Genomic DNA, 20,039 nt, shown 5'->3' on the forward strand with positions numbered 1-20,039 from the left:
TTGTTTTTTAGGGATTCCCCCATGCGAATTAGGACATTCCCTAATACCTAATGAATGTGAAAAATTGTACAATCATTATAAATTCAAAAGTAAAACGGCAAATCGGAATAAGTTAATACCTTTAACGGTAGGAGGATTCATATAGATGGGAAAATTTGGATTAAACTTTTTCAAACCAACTGAGACATTTAATGGTAATTGGTCAGTTCTTGAGAGCAAAAGTAGAGAATGGGAAAAAATGTACCGTGAAAGATGGAGTCACGATAAGGTAGTTAGAACAACACATGGTGTTAACTGTACAGGGTCATGTTCATGGAAAGTATTTGTTAAAAACGGCGTAATCACTTGGGAAAATCAACAAATCGATTATCCAAGTTGTGGGCCTGATATGCCAGAATTTGAACCTCGTGGATGTCCGCGTGGTGCGTCATTCTCTTGGTATGAATATAGTCCGCTTCGTGTGAAATATCCATACATTAGAGGGAAATTATTAGATTTATGGAATACAGCGTTAGAAGAAAATAATGGAAATCGTATTGCAGCGTGGGCATCTATTGTTGAAGACGAAGAGAAAGCAAAAGCGTATAAACAAGCACGTGGTAAAGGTGGACATGTTCGAGCTAACTGGAAAGATGTAACAGATATTATTGCTGCACAAATTCTTTATACAATTAAAAAGGATGGTCCAGATAGAATCGCAGGATTTACACCAATTCCTGCCATGTCAATGATAAGTTATGCTGCAGGGGCAAGATTTATCAACTTACTCGGTGGAGAAATGTTAAGTTTTTATGATTGGTATGCTGATTTACCGCCTGCGTCACCACAAATTTGGGGTGAACAAACTGACGTACCTGAATCAAGTGATTGGTACAATGCTTCATATATTATTATGTGGGGTTCAAACGTACCACTTACACGTACACCTGATGCTCACTTTATGACTGAAGTGAGATATAAAGGAACTAAAGTTGTTTCAGTAGCACCTGACTATGCAGAAAATGTTAAATTCGCGGATAACTGGTTAGCGCCTAATCCAGGTACTGATGCAGCGGTAGCACAAGCAATGACACATGTTATTTTACAGGAATACTATCAAGATAATCCTAGTGAAATGTTCATTAACTATTCAAAACAATATTCAGATATGCCTTTCGTGATTATGTTAGACGAAGATGACAATGGCTATAAAGCAGGACGATTCTTACGTGCAAGTGATTTAGGTATGGAAAGTGAAAATAGCGAATGGAAACCAGTCATTCACGATATGAATAGTCTTCAGTTTGTAGTACCTAATGGCACAATGGGTCAACGCTGGGAAGAAGGCAAGAAGTGGAACTTAAAATTAGAAAATGAAGATGGTTCTAAGATTGATCCAGCGATGTCAATGGCAGACGACACTTACGAACTAAAAACAATTCAATTCCCTTACTTTGATAGTCAAGGTGACGGTATTTTTGAAAGACCAATAGCAGCTAGAAAAGTAACATTAGCTGATGGAAAAGAAGTGTATGTACCGACAGTATATGACTTAATGACAAGTCAATATGGCATTAAACGATTTAATCATGAATTAGAAGCAACTTCATACAATGATGCTGAATCAAAATATACACCTGCATGGCAACAACGAGTAACTGGTATTAAACCAGAATTAGTAACACAAGTAGCTAGAGAATTTGCGCAAAATGCCATCGATACAAAAGGACGCTCAATGATAATCATGGGTGCTGGTATTAACCACTGGTTCAATTCAGATACGATTTATCGAGCGATTTTAAATCTTGTTCTTTTATGTGGCTGTCAAGGTGTTAACGGTGGTGGATGGGCTCACTATGTTGGACAAGAAAAATGTAGACCAATAGAAGGTTGGAATACGGTAGCCTTTGCCAAAGACTGGCAAGGACCACCACGTCTGCAAAATGGTACAAGTTGGTTCTATTTTGCGACTGATCAATGGAAATATGAGGAATCTAATGTTGATAAATTAAAATCTCCATTAGCTAATAATATTAAACATCAACACCCAGCTGACTATAACGTCACAGCTGCTAGATTAGGTTGGTTGCCGTCATACCCTCAATTCAATAAGAATAGTTTGTTATTCGGAGAAGAGGCAAAAGATGCCGGCGATGACTCTAATGAAGCGATATTAAATAGAGCAATCGAATCAGTTAAAAATAGAGAAACTCAATTTGCGATAGAAGATCCTGATTTAAGAAAGAACCACCCGAAAACATTATTCGTATGGCGTTCAAATTTAATTTCAAGTTCTGCCAAAGGACAAGAGTACTTTATGAAACATTTATTAGGTACACGTTCAGGACTAATGGCTGAACCTAACGAAGAAGACAAACCAGAAGAAATTCAATGGCGTGAAGATACAGAAGGTAAATTAGACTTATTAGTGTCACTAGATTTCAGAATGACTGCGACACCATTGTACTCAGATATCGTATTACCAGCTGCAACATGGTATGAAAAACACGATCTGTCATCAACAGATATGCATCCATTCATTCATCCATTTAATCCAGCGATCGATCCGTTATGGGAATCACGTTCAGACTGGGATATTTATAAAACATTAAGTAAAGCTGTTTCAGAAATGGCGAAAGATTACTTGCCAGGAACATTTAAAGATGTTGTAACGACACCACTTGGCCATGATTCTAAACAGGAATTAGGTTCAGAATACGGTATTGTTAAAGATTGGTCTAAAGGAGAAGTTGAAGCCATTCCAGGTAAAACAATGCCAAACTTCGCAGTTGTAGATAGAGATTACACTAAAATTTACGATAAATATGTGACTTTAGGTCCATTACTTGAAAAAGGAAAAGTTGGTGCACATGGCGTAAGCTTCAGCGTGAAAGATGAATATGAAGAACTTAAAAGTATGATAGGTACTTGGAACGATGAGAACCCTGAATCAGTCAGAAATAATCGTCCACGTATCGATACTGCTAGAAAAGTAGCAGATGCAATCTTAAATGTATCATCAGCTACTAACGGCAAATTATCACAAAAATCATACGAAGATTTAGAAAATCAAACAGGTATGGAATTAAAAGACATTTCAAAAGAACGTGCATCTGAAAAGATTTCATTTTTAAACATTACTTCACAACCACGCGAAGTGATACCGACAGCTGTGTTCCCTGGTTCAAACAAAAATGGACGTAGATATTCTCCATTCACAACTAATGTAGAACGACTCGTACCATTTAGAACATTAACAGGTAGACAAAGTTATTACATCGATCACGAAGTATTCCAACAATTCGGCGAAAGTTTACCAGTATACAAACCAACATTACCACCAATGGTATTTGGTACTAGAGATAAACAAGTTAAAGGTGGACAAGATGCATTAGTATTACGTTATTTAACACCTCATGGTAAATGGAATATACACTCAACATATCAAGATAATGAACGTATGTTGACATTATTTAGAGGTGGTCCAGTCGTTTGGTTATCTAATGAGGATGCTGATGAGCATGGCATCAATGACAACGATTGGTTAGAAGTTTATAACAGAAATGGTGTTGTAACTGCAAGAGCAGTCACATCACACCGTATGCCAAGAGGAACAATGTTTATGTATCATGCACAAGATAAACACATTGAAACACCAGGATCAGAAATTACAGATACTCGTGGCGGTTCACATAATGCACCAACAAGAATTCATTTGAAACCTACCCAACTTGTAGGTGGTTACGCACAAATTAGTTATCACTTTAACTATTATGGACCAATAGGAAATCAACGAGACGTATATGTAGCAGTGAGAAAGATGAAGGAGGTAAATTGGCTTGAAGATTAAAGCGCAAATTGCAATGGTGTTAAATTTAGATAAATGCATAGGTTGCCACACTTGCAGCGTAACATGTAAGAACACTTGGACTAACCGTCCAGGTGCAGAATACATGTGGTTCAACAACGTAGAAACTAAACCAGGTGTAGGATATCCTAAACGATGGGAAGACCAAGAACATTATAAAGGTGGATGGGTCTTAAATAAAAAAGGAAAATTAGAACTTAAATCTGGTAGTCGTTGGACAAAAATGGCGTTAGGTAAAATCTTTTACAACCCAGATATGCCTCTTATTAAAGATTATTATGAACCATGGACATACAATTACGAACATTTAACTACTGCTAAAGAAGGTAAGCATTCTCCTGTTGCTAAAGCGCACTCACTTATCTCAGGTGAGAAACTTAATCTTGAGTGGGGGCCTAACTGGGAAGATGACTTAGCCGGTGCACATATTACTGGTCCAGAAGATCCAAATATTCAAAAAATTGAAGAAGACATTAAATTCCAATTTGATGAAACATTTATGATGTATTTACCTCGTCTATGTGAACATTGTTTAAATCCTAGTTGTGTAGCTTCATGTCCATCTGGTGCAATGTATAAACGTGATGAAGATGGTATTGTTTTAGTTGACCAAGATGCATGTCGTGGTTGGCGCTACTGTATGACTGGTTGCCCTTATAAAAAAGTTTACTTCAACTGGAAAACAAACAAAGCTGAGAAATGTACATTCTGTTTCCCAAGAATTGAAGCTGGATTACCAACTGTTTGTTCTGAAACATGTACAGGTAGAATGAGATATTTAGGTGTATTATTATATGATGCCGATAGAGTTCATGAAGCAGCTTCAGCTGAAAATGAAAAAGATTTATATGAAAAGCAATTAGATATTTTCTTAAATCCATTTGATGAAGAAGTGATTGAACAAGCTGAAAAAGATGGCATTAGCTATGAATGGATTGAAGCAGCTCAAAATTCACCAGTGTATAAACTGGCAATTGAATATAAATTAGCATTTCCTTTACATCCAGAATTTAGAACAATGCCTATGGTTTGGTACTGCCCACCATTAAGTCCTATCATGAGTTATTTTGAAGGTAAAAATGCAGGACAAAACCCAGATATGATTTTCCCAGCTATTGAAGAAATGCGTTTACCAATAGAATACTTAGCTAATTTATTTACTGCCGGTGATGTTCAACCTGTTAAGGAATCTTTACAAAAAATGGCTATGATGAGAAGTTACATGCGCTCACAAGTTACAGGTAAAGAGTTTGATACTTCTAAATTAGAAAGACTTGGATTATCAGAAATTCAAACTAAAGATATGTATCGTTTATTAGGGTTAGCAAAATATGAAGATCGCTTTGTTGTACCAACATCTCATAAAGAAACATATTTAGATACGTATCATGCGCAAGGTAGCCAAGGGTATGGTGGCGAATACTTTGGAAACAATTGTGAAGGCTGTGGTGTTCCAGTAGGTTCAGAAAAAACAGGACAAGAAATTTATAATGAGAATTTCTATGGAGGGATTTTCCGTGATTAATTTACAACAATTTCATAATTATCAAGAAAGTTTTGGTTATATCGCTCAGCAGCTTAATTTTCCGGAGAAATTAACGTTTCATCCAAAAACATTTGAAGAAACGATTGAGCCCTCTCATCCTGGTTATGATGATTTAGTAAAATACAGAGAGATTATGCATCAATTCACATTGTCAGAAATTAAAGCAATATATACAGATACCTTTGATTTTAATAAGAAATCACCGCTTTATATGACTTACAACAAATTTGACACTCAAAAAGAAAGAGGCCAAATGTTGGCTAAACTTAAAGTGTTATATGAAATGTTTGGGTTGAAAATGGTAGATAACGAGTTATCAGATTATCTACCATTGATGCTCCAATTCTTACACGTAGCATCATGGCAAAATGATTCACGAGCAGAAGGTAATATTGAACTAGTTATTATGATTATTGAAGACGGTACGTATGAAATGGCAAATCATTTAGCTCAAGATAACAATCCTTATGCTTATGTGATACGTGCTTTAAGAAATACATTAAAAGCTTGTCTAGAAATTCCAAATGAGGTGACATCTCATGCTTAATCAATTTTTATGGATTATATTTCCATATTTGTGTGTAGCCATTTTCATTGTTGGACACATCGCTCGTTATAAATATGATCAATTCTCATGGACTGCTAAATCGAGTGAATTTTTAGAGAAAAAACAATTAAAATGGGGTAGCTTATTATTCCATTTGGGCATCATCCCGGTGTTTTTTGGTCACGTCGTAGGTCTCGCTATACCAGCTAAATGGATTGATGGATTAGGTGTAAGCGAAGAAATGTATCATTTTGGTGCTGTATACATCGGTAGTATCTTTGGTATAATGACGTTTATTGGTATGTTACTATTAACAGCACGACGAATTACTATTAAAAATGTTAGAAAGCTAAGTTCAGCTTCTGATATATTTGTAAATTTCTTATTAATATTAATTATTTTCATGGGTTGTTATTCAACATTAGTTACGAATGCGATGGTAAGTGATTTTGATTATCGTCAAACGATATCTATATGGTTTAGACACTTATTTACATTTTCACCAGATGCGAGTCTGATGACGAGTGTTCCTTTATCTTTTAAAATTCACATCTTACTTGGGTTTACAATTTTAGCTTGTTGGCCATTCACTCGCTTAGTGCATGTTTGGAGTGTACCGCTATCGTATACTAATCGTAGATATATTGTTTATCGTAAACATAAAACACGTTCATGAGTATGAGAGGAGATTCAAATGTGATTACGAATCCAGTATTTGAAAAACAGGATTTCCAACAACAATTGAATAATCTAAGGGTCAGTGAAGGGTATGATTTTGCAGGGGTTGCACTTTATGAGCATCATATGACTTCAGCACCGATTAAATGGCATTATGTCTCAGGTAACTTGAATGATCGCTATAAAATGATTATCTTGCGTAAAGGGCGAGGTCTAGCCGGTATGGTTATGAAGACTGGAAAACGCATGATCATTGCCGACGTAGTAGCAAGTTTATCACCAGAAGATAAGATTAAATATCCAATCTTAATTGCCGAAAATCTAACTGCAATGGTAGCTATCCCATTGTGTTACAAAAATCAGGTGTATGGTGTATTACTCTTAGGTCAGAGAGATGGCAAGCCTCTTCCTGATTATGAAACTTTGGATATTAGTGGCAAGCTTTGGACATTTTCAGAAGAAATGTAGGTGTTTAAAATGTTGGATGTTGATAATCTTGATTTAGAGAACTTACTAAAAAAATATTACGAAAAGACGAATGAAAAAATCGTATTTGTAAATAATGATGGTAAGGTTATCGCGATGAATGACGCAGCACAAGAGATAATTTCAAAGGATAATAATTATAGTGCGATGACCAATGCGATATGTAATCGCTGTGAAGGTTACTCTAACGAATTTGCATTACAAAGTTGCATTAACTGTTATCTTGATACGACAAAGCCTAATGATATGAACTTCCAAGTATTCATGAAGACGGTAGATAATAAAATTCAACCATTTACTGCTTCGTATCAATGTATTGATGATGAGGCACAAATCTACGCTTTTACATTACAAGATATATCTCCACAAATAGAGCGACAAGAAAAGATGTATCAACGTCAGATGTTACGTAAAACTATTGCTGCACAAGAAAATGAAAGAAAACGTATATCTAGAGAATTACATGACAGTGTTGTTCAAGAGATGTTAAATGTAGATGTTGAATTGAGATTATTGAAATATCAACAAGATATGGCTCAACTCATAGAAAAATCTGAACACATCGAAATGTTAATGTCTAATTTAATTAATGATATTCGCAATCTATCAGTAGAATTAAGACCTTCATCACTTGATGATTTAGGATTAGAAGCGGCTTTTAAATCCTATTTCAAACAATTAGAGCATAATTATGGATTAAACGTTGTCTATCAATCTAATATTCAAAATATACGTTTCGATAGTGAAATTGAAACGGTTGTTTATCGCGTTGTTCAAGAAGCGATATTTAATGCATTAAAGTATGCAGGTGTTTATGAAGTGGAAGTGACGATTCAACAAACGGAAGCAGGCCTTATCGCTGAAATTATTGATCGAGGTAAAGGCTTTGATCCTAATTTAAAACCGCAAGGCACGGGATTAGGACTATATGGTATGAATGAAAGGGCAGAACTTGTTAAAGGTACAGTGAATATTGAAACACATATTGGTAAAGGTACAATTATTACATTGGATGTGCCAGTCTAAAATATGTTAGGGGAATATAAAGTGAAAATTGTAATTGCAGACGATCATGCAGTCGTTAGAACAGGATTTTCAATGATATTAAACTTTCAAGAGGATATGGAAGTGGTTGCAACTGCTGCTGATGGGGGAGAAGCTTATCAAAAGGTGATGGAGCATAAGCCAGACGTCTTAATTATGGACTTAAGTATGCCACCTGGTGAATCAGGCTTAATTGCAACTAGTAAAATATCAGAAAGTTTTCCAGAAACTAAAATATTAATACTTACGATGTATGATGATGAAGAATATCTATTCCACGTTCTTCGTAATGGTGCTAAAGGATATATATTAAAGAATGCACCTGATGAACAATTATTACTAGCCGTGCGAACAGTTTATAAAGGCGAAACATATGTAGATATGAAATTAACAACGTCATTAGTGAATGAATTTGTAAATCATAAACATTCTGATGATGTATCTACTAACGATCCATTTAAGATATTGTCTAAGCGTGAACTAGAAATACTACCTTTAATTGCAAAGGGGTATGGTAATAAAGATATTGCTGAAAAGTTATTCGTGTCGGTCAAAACGGTCGAAGCGCATAAAACACATATAATGACTAAACTCGATTTAAAATCTAAACCTGAGTTAGTTGAATATGTATTAAAAAAGAAATTATTAGATTTTTAAATGATGAAAATGATACTGAGACAATTCAGCAATGTCTCAGTTTTTTTGTGCATTTAACAATGAAAATATAGGGGGATTCCCAGGCAGTATAAGGGAATATCCTTATGTTCATTTTTTCACAATTACACTAAAATTTAATTGTAATCAGTAATGTGATTGTATTATAAATTTTTGACCTCTTTTATATAACAATTACTGATATAGAAAATTAAATGATGAAGGTGAAAAAATGTATAAGACAAAAGGTGGCTTTCAACTTACATTACAAACGTTAAGTCTTGTAGTAGGTTTCATGGCATGGAGTATTATTTCTCCGTTAATGCCATATATCTCTCAAGATATTAAAGTTAATCCTGGGCAGTTGTCAATTATACTGGCAATTCCAGTAATATTAGGTTCGATTTTACGTGTACCATTCGGTTATTTAACGAATGTTATTGGTGCGAAATGGGTATTCTTTTGTAGTTTTGTCGTTTTATTATTTCCTATCTTCTTTTTAGGACAAGCACAAACGCCAGGAATGCTAATGTTATCAGGATTCTTTTTAGGTGTTGGAGGTGCGATATTCTCTGTAGGTGTTACATCGATACCTAAATATTTTTCAAAAGATAAAGTAGGGCTTGCGAATGGAATTTATGGTATGGGTAACATTGGTACGGCAGTATCATCATTCTTAGCACCACCAATTGCAGGTATTATAGGTTGGCAAACAACAGTAAGAAGTTACTTAATTATTATTGCTATTTTTGCAATTTTAATGTTTATTTTTGGCGATAAAAATGAACCGAAAGTGAAAGTTCCTTTAGCATCTCAGTTTAAAAAATTATCATCGAATTATAAGCTATATTACTTAAGTCTTTGGTATTTTATTACGTTTGGTGCATTTGTAGCATTTGGATTATTCTTACCTAACTACTTAGTAAATAACTTTGGAATTGATAAAGTCGATGCAGGTATTCGTTCAGGTGTATTCATTGCTTTAGCAACTTTCTTAAGACCAATTGGCGGTATACTTGGAGACAAATTTAATGCTGTGAAAGTACTAATGATCGATTTTATTATTATGATTATAGGTGCTGTTATTTTAGGAATTTCAAGTCATATTGCTTTATTTACTATCGGTTGTTTAACTATCAGTATCTGTGCTGGTTTAGGTAATGGTTTAATATTTAAACTTGTACCATCTTACTTCGCAAAAGAATCTGGTGCAGCTAATGGTATTGTTTCTATGATGGGTGGTTTAGGAGGATTCTTCCCACCTTTAGTAATTACTTATGTAACAGGATTAACAGGTTCAAGTCATTTAGCATTTATTCTTTTAGCAATATTTGGTACCTTAGCATTTATTACTATGGGACACTTATATAAAAAAGAATATGCAAAATAATTTTATACATTAAAAAAGAGCAATACAAAGCTAAAGAAAGTTTTGTATTGCTCTTTAACATTTTATTTTGTATATCTATTTATTCTACTGTAATTGTTGTTGATTGATCTTGTGCACTAACTTCTTTAGGTAAAATAACAACTAGAATCCCGTCTTCGTAGCTTGCTTTAATTTGTGACTTATCAATATCGTTAAATTCAAAATGTCTAACTAATTCACCACTTGCACGTTCACTTAATTGAACGCTACCTGTTTGTTCAGATACATGCTTTTGAACTTTAATTGTTAATGCCGCATGTTCAAATTTAAGTTCAATTTCAGACTTATTGACACCAGGTAGTTCAGCTTCTAATACGTATTGATTAGTTTGATTATAAATATTTGTCGGGAAACTTTTTGATGAAAATTGATTAAAAACTTGTTCACCTAAATCACGAAATACATCTTTTGGATTATTCTTGAAAATGGATTGTTCAAAAAACTCTCTATTATTCATACTAATGTCTCTCCTTTATTTAAGCGTGCATACCAAAATTGTAAAATGATACTTTTCAAGTACATTATAGTAATAGAGAGGATTAACGTAAAGCGAAAGGAATTATAAAAGAATAAGGCGCAGATAAAGTGCGGAATAGTAAATCCATGGCAAAAGTCTCAATATGTATAAAGCCTAGTAATTGTGAAATAAAGTATTTCGCTTTTGCCAGGATTAAATATTAGTGAGTAGTATAATCGAAGTTATTTGAAATAACATGTTTTAAGCTGTTAACAAGATTATCTTTTTCGTCTTGTGAAATATCAAAGTCCTCAAAAACTTGGTCAGAGATAGCTTCCAATGTAGGTTTAATATTAATACCGCTTTCAGTCAGTGTGATTTGAAGGTTTCTTTCATCTTCTTTTTCACGCATACGTTGTACGTAGCCTTTTTTCTCTAATTTCTTTAAGAGAGGTGTTAGTGTTCCAGAATCTAAAAATACGCGACGACCAAGTGATTTAATATTTATCTTTTCTTCATTTTCGATGGCCATGATGACCATAAAGCTTGTATATGTTAAATCATGCTTTTTTAAATAGTAAGTATATTTTTTATGACTTCTTTAGAAGTAACATATAATAAAAAACATAATTGATTACTTAAATAACTATCTTTAATATACATACAATTCCCCCCTTAACTTATTTAAAGATATTATGAACTAAAAGTAATGTCAATGCTGTTGCCATAGTATTTCATGGACTTTTATAGGGTTTTGAACTATATTTGAAAGTACGTCTACATGTTTAATGTAAGTGTCGATTTATTTTGAATTAGAGATAAATTGTTAGGACATTTTGTTACAGAAATACTGAAATACTTTAAAATTTTCTAACTATCATTCATAATAATTTAGATAGTAACTAGAGATGATGAGACTAGGTTGTGTACAAAGGAGTTCAAAATGAGTAAAAAACAAAAATGGATTAGAGTTTGTATTATTTTGGCGATTTCATTAGTAGTGGCAATTGCTTTCTTTTTTGCTATGAAAACGTATCAAGGTCATAGAAATATTAAAATGGTAGATAGTTATATAGAGCAAAAACATTTAAGTGATGATATTAAATCTGAAAAAACACAATATAGTGCAAAAAAAGGGGTTTATTACAAAGAAGTCGTTTTTAAAGATGAACCTCATATGACATATGTCATTCAACCTATAGGAACACGCAAAGGTATCTTTGCTGAAGGCTTTGATACTGAAACTAAAAAAAGTATTAAAGATGCAAAACATAATTATTTTAACCAAAATTTCAAACCTTAATTTCGCATTAAATGAGGATTAATATTTTACAAGTCATGAAAAATAAGGAGAATAGAATTCGTAATGATTTCTGTTCTCCTTTTTATAGTATTTTTAATTATTTTAGCTTGATTGAATAGTATATATATAGTTAGCTTTAAAAATATTATATCTCATTTCATAATTATCTGATATAATTAAACGATGTCAGATGAAGGGGGTTTCAACATGGCTCTGTTCAAGAGGAAAATTAGTTTACCGATGCAGGTTATCATCGCATTGGTGCTAGGTGTAGTTGTAGGTTTATTATTATTTGGACAAGATAACGTAGCAAATTATATAAAACCGTTCGGTGATGTTTTCTTAAATTTAATTAAAATGATCATCATACCAATTGTATTCTGTGCATTAGCATTATCTATATCTAACTTAGGGGACTCAAAGAAGATAGGTAGCTATGGATGGAAAGCAATTCTTTACTTTGAAATTATAACAACAATCGCCATTGGTTTAGGACTAATCATTGGTAACTTATTCAAACCAGGTGCTGGTTTAGATCCAGATAAATTACCAAAAGGCGATATTTCTAAATATCAATCATCTGCATCCGCAGCAGAACAATCTACATATGGCAATCACTTTATTGATACCATTGTAAATATTGTACCAACAAACATATTTGAAGCATTAACTAAAGGCGAATTATTACCAATCATCTTCTTCGCAGTATTCTTCGGTTTAGGATTGGCTGCAATAGGAGAAAAAGCAGATCCTGTGAAAGGCTTTTTAAATGGAACGCTTGAAGCAGTATTCTGGATGATTAATAAAATTTTAAAATTAGCACCAATAGGTGTATTTGCATTTATTTGTACAACAGTAATGACTTTTGGAGCATCTGCTTTAATTCCATTATTAAAATTAGTATTAGTAGTAGTGTTCGCGATGGTGTTCTTCATTATCGTTGTTCTAGGAATTGTAGCAAGAATCTGTGGTATTAGTATCTTCTCAATCATTAAAATTTTGAAAGATGAGTTATTACTAGCATTCTCTACTTCAAGTTCAGAAGCAGTATTACCAGTAATGATGAATAAAATGGAAAAATTCGGAGCGCCAAGAGATGTCACATCCTTTGTTATTCCAATAGGTTACTCATTCAACCTTGATGGATCAGCGCTATACCAATCAATTGCAGCATTATTTGTTGCACAAATGTATGGCATTCATTTATCTATATCGGAACAAATTATCTTAATGGTGACATTAATGGTTGCCTCTAAAGGTATGGCTGGAGTACCAGGCGTTTCAATCGTAGTATTATTAACAACATTAGGAGCTATGGGCTTACCAGCACAAGGACTTGCGTTAATTATCGGTGTAGACCGTTTATTAGATATGGTTCGTACATGTGTTAACGTAATAGGTAATGCACTATCAGCTGTTGTTATCTCTAAATGGGAAAAGATTTATGACAAAGAACAAGGTAAAAAATACTTAGAATCAATTTAAAAAAGAAATCTGACATTTTTAGTATCGAGCGCATAGGCTCGATACTTTTTTATTGCTTAAAATTATAAAGATTAGTGTATAAATACTTTATGATATTTAAAAAACTGCCAACGAAGATTTCTCTTCATTGACAGTGATTTATTGTAATTTACATACCTTTCATATCATGCATTTCATGAATTTTCATCATTAAACCATGTGGTACGTCATCGTGATCTACTTTAGATACTCTTGAAAATTTATCTGATCCTTTTTCTTTGACTAAAAAAACGAAGTCGCCTTTCTTAACATTAGCATTGCTAGAAGGCAATTCAACATTTTTTTCAATTTTTTCAGTCTGTTCATTTACCATCTTATCAATTGTATGGTCGTTTTTCATATAGCCATAATACGTTTCTTTTTGACCACCTGTCATCATCATGACAACAAGAACGATGCATACAATTAACATGATAGCAATAAGTGCAATACCGATGCCTAAACCCTTTTTATTCTTCATTTTATAGACTCCTTTAAAAAGTTCTATCTCTTTTATACATAAAATACTATTAAATTGCAATAAAATAATAATCTGTATTAAATTGAATTATAATTTAATGACATAAACTACATCAAAGGTGTTAACCAATTAATCAAAAAAAGAGAGTTCAGAACTTGATTAACTCAGTCCTAAACTCTTTATTATAAACAGTTATTTAAATTCTATACAGTAATCGTTACAGGTGTATCGATGTCATCATCATTCATTAACTTGATGGTTTTAGGTACGACTTTGAGCACACATAGATTTGGATCTTCTTTTGAATTAAAGAATGTTTTATCTTGCGTTTCCCATAGCCAGTCAATTACTTTTTGATCTTCAACAATTTCTATATTTGCTTCAATTTCAACAAAGCTATTATTTGTTGTTTCATTGTAACCTAATAAAATATATGCATGAGGATTATTTTTAATTTCTTCAACTTTAGTGCTCTCATTACTTGTCTTCGTATATAAAGTTAATTCATCATTATAAAATACCATATAACGACTATTTGGTTGATTATTATATGCTGTTGATAAGACGCCGACTTTTGAAGTATCTAAGACTTTTTCAATTGATTGAATCACTTGTTGTTTATCCAAAGTTATCATCTCCTTACACTAATTTTAGCCTAAATAATGTTTTTTAAACTTACATCAAAGGTATACTAAGAAGGTTTAATACAAATATATTTCACTTCATCATGTTTTAGCGTTATTTGAAATGCGGCATAATCATTTTCTTGAATCAATAGTTCAGTCTTTGGATGATTACATCTATCTAATTGTTGAATGATATCTTTTTCAATGTAAACATCACGCTTATATTGTGGAATTAAATGTTGTATTGAGCCATGTTCATTATTTAATGTATTTACAATAAATAGGGTGTTTTCTTTAAAGTCATTTTCAAAGATATAGTGTTGTTGGCTATCAGATAAATAACGGTCATTGATTTTATTGAAAAGTATCACATGATAATTCCCATCTTTATAACACATTAAATAATTATTTGATATTTGAAATGACTCATTACTAAATGTAGAAACAAATCGATATAAATGCATGATAGGTAATAAACTACCATGATTATTAAAGAGTGAGATATACATTGGATCTGTTTCTATTAATTTATAGCACACGCCACCACCGTGTCTCATTAACTGATATAGATGACATACGAGATCTGACAATTGAAGTGATTGTGTACCATTATTAGTGTATTTGAAACATTTTAATGATAGGTTGCTATAAATAAACTGAGTTGAAGGTATATTAGATCCCTCTATAAAACGCAAATAATTTTCAAAGTGCGTCGATGAGTGAGTAAAGCCACGTTGTATATCAATAAGCACATTCTTGGTATCAATATTTTCAATATCAACAAAGTAAAAATCAAAGTTCATACGATGCATAATATCATATGTTTCTTGTAATGAACCCAGTTGTTTTAACAAACCATCAACCATTAAACTAAATTTGATAGCACGGTTTTTATTCTTGAGTTTAAGGTGTGCAAGGTGGATATCATGAATGGACATTGTTTCAGTATCAAATACAAGCATAAATTTCACTAATTTTTTATTCCATTTATAATCTCTATTATTTTGTAAGAATATCATGATTAGTTGGTATATCATTTTAAATTCTTGATTATTTTTAATAGTGACAGCTAATCTAATATTTTTTTCAAATAATTTCTCAAAGCAACGATTTAATAAATTTAAATTTGTGTGACGACCTACCATGTCACTCACATCATTAATTAAAATTGCTGGTCTAGGTAAATAGGATAAATCAATATCAAAATAATCATTAAACACAAATTGAAATAATTCATTTATGTTTTGAAAATCTATAAAAGCCGTTGAAAATTGCGTCTGATCTTTAGGATCGTAATTAGCAATATGAATTTGTGTGGTTTCCGTGGTCAAATGATTCGTAAACTCAAATTGTGAAATTAAATTTAAAAAAGATTGACTAACTGAACTTCTTATTAAAATAGAGGGCAGAGGTTCTAATTGATTTAGCATCGTACGAAATTGCTTAGGGCTCGCTTCCAAATGTTTTTTAAATTGATTAGTAAAATTGGTGTGACTACTAAAACCTGATAATTCGGAAATCGTTGTTATAGAGTGATTCGTTGTCATTAGTAATTGTACAGAGTGATTAACTTTTAGACTGGTATAATAATCTTTAAAATTTACATTTAATATGCGAGCAAACAAATTAGAACAATATGATTCTGAAATAAGTGCATGTTGTGCAATATCTAACAAAGATAGATTAGATGTAATGTTATTGTTAATAAACATGACAATATTAGACAGTAACTGATTATCAATAGACATAGTCGGTACATATAATGTTGTGTTTCTAACTACGGCTTCTTTATATAACGTTCTTATAATTTTAGATACTGTTTCACTATCTTGTTCTTCATTATTTGCAAAGTTAGAAAGACATTGCAAAATTTGAGATTTAATAAAATGATTCGACTGCAATAAATAACGGTCAAAGAAACAATTAAAGAAATCATTATCTTCTATATAGAAGTAAGCTATTGGAATTTTTAACTCAATTAAATCTTTAGCATGATTGATATTAAATAAATCACCTTGATTGACTATAGTAATATGGTTTTGAATATCATTCTTTTCACCATTAATAGTAATCGTTAATTCATTTGTTAAAGAGAAATATATAATAATATAATTTATATTACGCGATGGGGCAGTTGTTAAATGTTCATGTAATAGAATAGAATTACTCATGTATGTTGTTCTCCTAGCTTTTATATTTATTGGCTAAATATTACTGTTCAATTGAATTGTGAATAATAAAAGCTATTATAAAATAAAAGTAAGAAAAAATTAATAACTAAAAATAAAAAAAATTTTGCGATTATTTTGTGAAAGCGATAAAAATTTTCTCAAAGAAGCAACTTAAATGAAAAATTGAAAATATAGTGTGACTGATTTGGAAAATTTTAATAGCGTGGTACAACTTAATTTGATGCATAATAAATATAGATTTCGAAACAGAATTGATTAAACATCATTTTCATTAATTTAATTGATGATTCGAAATCTTACATTCATTAGTTCTGTATCAACATCATGAAAAAGCAACATAAAATATTTCCACAATAAGAAAAGCTATAATTAAATCATTGAGTTCAAATTCTGCCAACATATTAAAGTTAATGATACAAGTATCAACAACATATTAAAATGATTAAATTCTATATCAATGTTTAGACAAGACAACAAGAATTTTCCATCTTACACAAGTAAAGTAAATTATTTTGTGCGTGATATAGAAATTCAACTCATCTTCATCATGAATTAAACAACTAGAGAGTGAGAATTAATAAATTAAATAATAGTCAGACACCACACCTAAGATTTGCCATTCAACTTAGAATAAGAATATGTATGCGTATTATTAACAGTGGTATTAGCAGTAGCAAGCTAATGTATATTACTAAGGAACCTAACTCCCCCAATTACTAAATCACTGATGTATAAGTAACAGTTTTAATATCTACCATCCTTTAATATACTGATTTTATTATAGGGGTAACATCAAGAATAATATTTTACAGAAAAACAGAATTAATTTTAAAAAAGTTGGGACAACGCATACGTTGTCTCAACTTTTTTTAAAATTTAGCGAATAACAGTAGCATTTTTATTATTATAAGTACTTAATTCAAACATAGTAGGTGCTACTTATTTCCGTGCCAATAAAATTTTCATACTTTAAGTATTCTCATTTGAAATTAAGCAGGGTACTTTTTTGAAGGTAATATACTTCATATTTGTCGGCTAAGTATTTTATAAAAATCAGCAATTCTTTACTTTGAACTTTATCTTGTTTGAAATCAGTTTTTAATTGAGCTGATTTGTTTTTTTCAATTTCATTAGCTTTGTGTTTAAAGTATCCCCACATATGATCGTATGCATTGATTATTGAACCATTGGATGGAGTCGTTTGGAATGCTTCATTGATAGCGAGTTGAACTTCATTTAAAGTTGGAGATTGCTTAAGTAATTCACGAATATAATTATAATGCTGTTGACTATGGTACAAGACATTATACTTTTCTTCTCTCCATAACTTTTCAATATAGCCACGTTCTTTCATCAAATACCGCCTCGCTCACTTATTTTATAAGTTTTAATATGTTTTTCCCAGAAACTTAGATTACAAATCTAAAATATGAATAATTGGTGAAGATAAAAAAGGTTATTGCGTTATTTTTTGGAACCGGTTACAATAAAATTAATTAATAGAACCGGTTCCATTCAATAGGAGGGAAATTTAATGAACTATAAAAAGTCGGCTGAAGAAATTCTTGAAGCTATAGGTGGGGAAGATAATTTAGATGCGATGGCCCATTGCGCCACAAGATTGAGACTCGTACTTAATGATGAAAGTAAAGTAGATGAGGACACTTTATCGAAGATGGATGTTGTTAAAGGTACATTTTCAACTGGCGGTCAATATCAAATCATTATTGGTTCAGGTACAGTCAATAAAGTATTTAATGAACTTGAAAAAATAACAGGGAAAGAGGCTTCTACAACAGCGGATGTTAAAGATAAATCTGCTCGAAACATGAATCCATTACAACGATTCGTTAAAATGCTATCAGATATATTTGTTCCTATTATTCCAGCCATTGTTGCTGGTGGGTTATTAATGGGAATTAATAATATTCTAACTGCACCAGATCTCTTTTATGATAATAAGTCTTTAATAGATGTTCATAGTCAGTTTGCTGGATTAGCAGATATGATTAACATCTTTGCAAATGCACCATTTACGTTATTACCAATATTAATTGGATTTAGTGCTGCGAAACGATTTGGAGGTAATCCATTCTTAGGTGCAGCTTTAGGAATGATTTTAGTACATCCATCATTAATGAGCGCATACGATTTTCCTAAGGCTGTAGAAGCGGGTAAAGCAATTCCACATTGGGACTTATTTGGTTTACATATTAATCAAGTGGGTTATCAAGGACAGGTGTTACCAATGTTGGTGGCAGCATATATTTTAGCAACTATTGAAAAGTGGTTACGTAAGGTTATACCAACTGTATTAGATAATTTATTAACACCATTATTATCTATTTTAGTTACGGCATTTCTAACATTTTTATTTGTAGGACCATTAACAAGACAGCTTGGTTATTGGTTATCAGACGGATTAACATGGTTATATGAATTTGGTGGTGCAATTGGTGGGTTTATCTTCGGTTTATTCTATGCGCCAATTGTTATAACAGGTATGCACCATAGCTTTATCGCTGTTGAAACAACATTAATCGCTGATCAAGCAAAAACGGGAGGTTCATTTATCTTCCCAATTGCAACAATGTCTAACGTAGCACAAGGTGGTGCAGCATTAGCAGCATTTATCATTATTAAAAATAACAAAAAATTAAAAGGTGTTGCATCTGCAGCTGGTGTATCAGCGCTATTAGGTATTACAGAACCAGCAATGTTTGGTGTAAATCTTAAATTAAGATATCCATTTATAGGTGCAATCATTGGATCGGCTATTGGATCAGCTTATATCTCATTCTTTAAAGTTAAAGCCATTGCTTTAGGTACAGCTGGCCTACCAGGCTTTATTTCTATTAATCCAGTACATGCTGGGTGGTTGCATTACTTTATTGGCATGCTCATTGCTTTTATTGTCTCTGTAGCTATTACTTTAGTCTTATCTCGACGCAAAGCTTATCAAGCAGCAGCTGAATAAACAAAAATAAGGGGTGGAACAGAAATAATATTTTCCAAAATTCATTTCGTTTTATCCCCAGCTTGCTTAGCTTGTAGAATTTCTTAATGAAATTCTCTTTGCTGGGGCCCCGAACCCCAGTTTGCTTAGCTTGTAGAATTGCTTTAGGAAATTCTCTTTGTTGGGGGTCCCGCCCCTCGGCAAGGTTGACTAAAATAAAAAAGTTTGTTAAAAGTGCATTTTTAAATCAGTCAACAACTGCCAATATATATTTTTAGCCTGAGTCATTG

At 32.3% G+C, this 20,039-nt stretch carries 16 protein-coding genes and 1 pseudogene; 11 read left to right on the plus strand and 6 right to left on the minus strand.

Annotated features, from left to right (window positions below):
* The first annotated feature begins 145 nt into the window (after positions 1-145).
* The 8 genes from HMPREF2715_RS04460 (at position 146) to HMPREF2715_RS04495 (ending at position 10,192) form a co-directional block, all read left to right on the plus strand.
* Positions 146-3,829, plus strand: coding sequence for a nitrate reductase subunit alpha (locus tag HMPREF2715_RS04460; protein ID WP_070839529.1), 3,684 nt, complete (start codon positions 146-148; stop codon positions 3,827-3,829).
* Positions 3,819-5,372, plus strand: coding sequence for a nitrate reductase subunit beta (narH, locus tag HMPREF2715_RS04465; protein WP_070581963.1), 1,554 nt, complete (start codon positions 3,819-3,821; stop codon positions 5,370-5,372). Before HMPREF2715_RS04460 ends, narH begins: the two co-directional genes overlap by 11 nt.
* Positions 5,365-5,940 (plus strand): nitrate reductase molybdenum cofactor assembly chaperone, encoded by a 576-nt coding sequence (gene narJ / locus HMPREF2715_RS04470; protein WP_053025040.1) that lies wholly within the window; start codon positions 5,365-5,367, stop codon positions 5,938-5,940. The genes narH and narJ overlap by 8 nt, the downstream gene beginning before the upstream one ends.
* Positions 5,933-6,616 carry a respiratory nitrate reductase subunit gamma gene (gene narI / locus HMPREF2715_RS04475; protein WP_011274982.1) on the plus strand — a complete coding sequence of 228 codons (684 nt, stop codon included), beginning with the start codon at positions 5,933-5,935 and terminating at the stop codon, positions 6,614-6,616. The genes narJ and narI overlap by 8 nt, the downstream gene beginning before the upstream one ends.
* 20 nt (positions 6,617-6,636) lie before the next feature.
* Complete coding sequence (gene nreA / locus HMPREF2715_RS04480; protein ID WP_053025039.1) at positions 6,637-7,086, plus strand: nitrate respiration regulation accessory nitrate sensor NreA; 450 nt, start codon at positions 6,637-6,639, stop codon at positions 7,084-7,086.
* 9 nt (positions 7,087-7,095) lie between these two features.
* Positions 7,096-8,130, plus strand: coding sequence for a nitrate respiration regulation sensor histidine kinase NreB (nreB, locus tag HMPREF2715_RS04485; protein WP_037535780.1), 1,035 nt, complete (start codon positions 7,096-7,098; stop codon positions 8,128-8,130).
* Between the two features lie 21 nt (positions 8,131-8,151).
* Positions 8,152-8,805, plus strand: coding sequence for a nitrate respiration regulation response regulator NreC (gene nreC, locus HMPREF2715_RS04490; protein WP_070839533.1), 654 nt, complete (start codon positions 8,152-8,154; stop codon positions 8,803-8,805).
* A 229-nt stretch (positions 8,806-9,034) separates the two neighbouring features.
* Complete coding sequence (locus tag HMPREF2715_RS04495; protein WP_070581965.1) at positions 9,035-10,192, plus strand: nitrate/nitrite transporter; 1,158 nt, start codon at positions 9,035-9,037, stop codon at positions 10,190-10,192.
* Positions 10,193-10,271: 79 nt separating this feature from the next.
* Here HMPREF2715_RS04495 and HMPREF2715_RS04500 read toward each other — a convergent pair whose 3' ends face one another.
* Positions 10,272-10,688, minus strand: a complete 417-nt coding sequence (locus HMPREF2715_RS04500; RefSeq protein WP_011274987.1) for an Hsp20/alpha crystallin family protein — start codon at positions 10,686-10,688, stop codon at positions 10,272-10,274.
* Between the two features lie 220 nt (positions 10,689-10,908).
* A pseudogene (locus tag HMPREF2715_RS04505) lies at positions 10,909-11,351 on the minus strand (MarR family winged helix-turn-helix transcriptional regulator).
* 280 nt (positions 11,352-11,631) lie between these two features.
* On the opposite strand from HMPREF2715_RS04505, the gene HMPREF2715_RS04510 reads away from it, so the two are divergent.
* Together HMPREF2715_RS04510 and HMPREF2715_RS04515 are read left to right on the plus strand one after the other, a co-directional pair.
* Positions 11,632-11,991, plus strand: coding sequence for a DUF3139 domain-containing protein (locus HMPREF2715_RS04510; protein WP_070442556.1), 360 nt, complete (start codon positions 11,632-11,634; stop codon positions 11,989-11,991).
* Between the two features lie 207 nt (positions 11,992-12,198).
* Positions 12,199-13,476, plus strand: coding sequence for a cation:dicarboxylate symporter family transporter (locus HMPREF2715_RS04515; RefSeq protein WP_070839536.1), 1,278 nt, complete (start codon positions 12,199-12,201; stop codon positions 13,474-13,476).
* A gap of 148 nt (positions 13,477-13,624) precedes the next feature.
* Here HMPREF2715_RS04515 and HMPREF2715_RS04520 read toward each other — a convergent pair whose 3' ends face one another.
* The 4 genes from HMPREF2715_RS04520 to HMPREF2715_RS04535 form a co-directional block, all read right to left on the minus strand.
* Positions 13,625-13,975 carry a DUF4889 domain-containing protein gene (locus HMPREF2715_RS04520; RefSeq protein WP_053025034.1) on the minus strand — a complete coding sequence of 117 codons (351 nt, stop codon included), beginning with the start codon at positions 13,973-13,975 and terminating at the stop codon, positions 13,625-13,627.
* Between the two features lie 203 nt (positions 13,976-14,178).
* Positions 14,179-14,601 carry a pyridoxamine 5'-phosphate oxidase family protein gene (locus HMPREF2715_RS04525; protein WP_037535786.1) on the minus strand — a complete coding sequence of 141 codons (423 nt, stop codon included), beginning with the start codon at positions 14,599-14,601 and terminating at the stop codon, positions 14,179-14,181.
* A 65-nt stretch (positions 14,602-14,666) separates the two neighbouring features.
* Complete coding sequence (gene rsp, locus HMPREF2715_RS04530) at positions 14,667-16,772, minus strand: AraC family transcriptional regulator Rsp (RefSeq protein ID WP_070839539.1); 2,106 nt, start codon at positions 16,770-16,772, stop codon at positions 14,667-14,669.
* Between the two features lie 1,000 nt (positions 16,773-17,772).
* The gene (locus HMPREF2715_RS04535; RefSeq protein ID WP_070839542.1) at positions 17,773-18,147 is read right to left on the minus strand and encodes a YbgA family protein; all 375 of its coding nucleotides are present in this window, start codon (positions 18,145-18,147) and stop codon (positions 17,773-17,775) included.
* 180 nt (positions 18,148-18,327) lie between these two features.
* Here HMPREF2715_RS04535 and HMPREF2715_RS04540 point away from each other — a divergent pair, with 180 nt between their 5' ends.
* Positions 18,328-19,770, plus strand: coding sequence for a sucrose-specific PTS transporter subunit IIBC (locus HMPREF2715_RS04540; RefSeq protein WP_053021456.1), 1,443 nt, complete (start codon positions 18,328-18,330; stop codon positions 19,768-19,770).
* Positions 19,771-20,039 lie beyond the last annotated feature (269 nt).

Source organism: Staphylococcus sp. HMSC062A01 (assembly GCF_001836805.1).
In the GTDB taxonomy this organism is placed as follows: domain Bacteria; phylum Bacillota; class Bacilli; order Staphylococcales; family Staphylococcaceae; genus Staphylococcus; species Staphylococcus haemolyticus.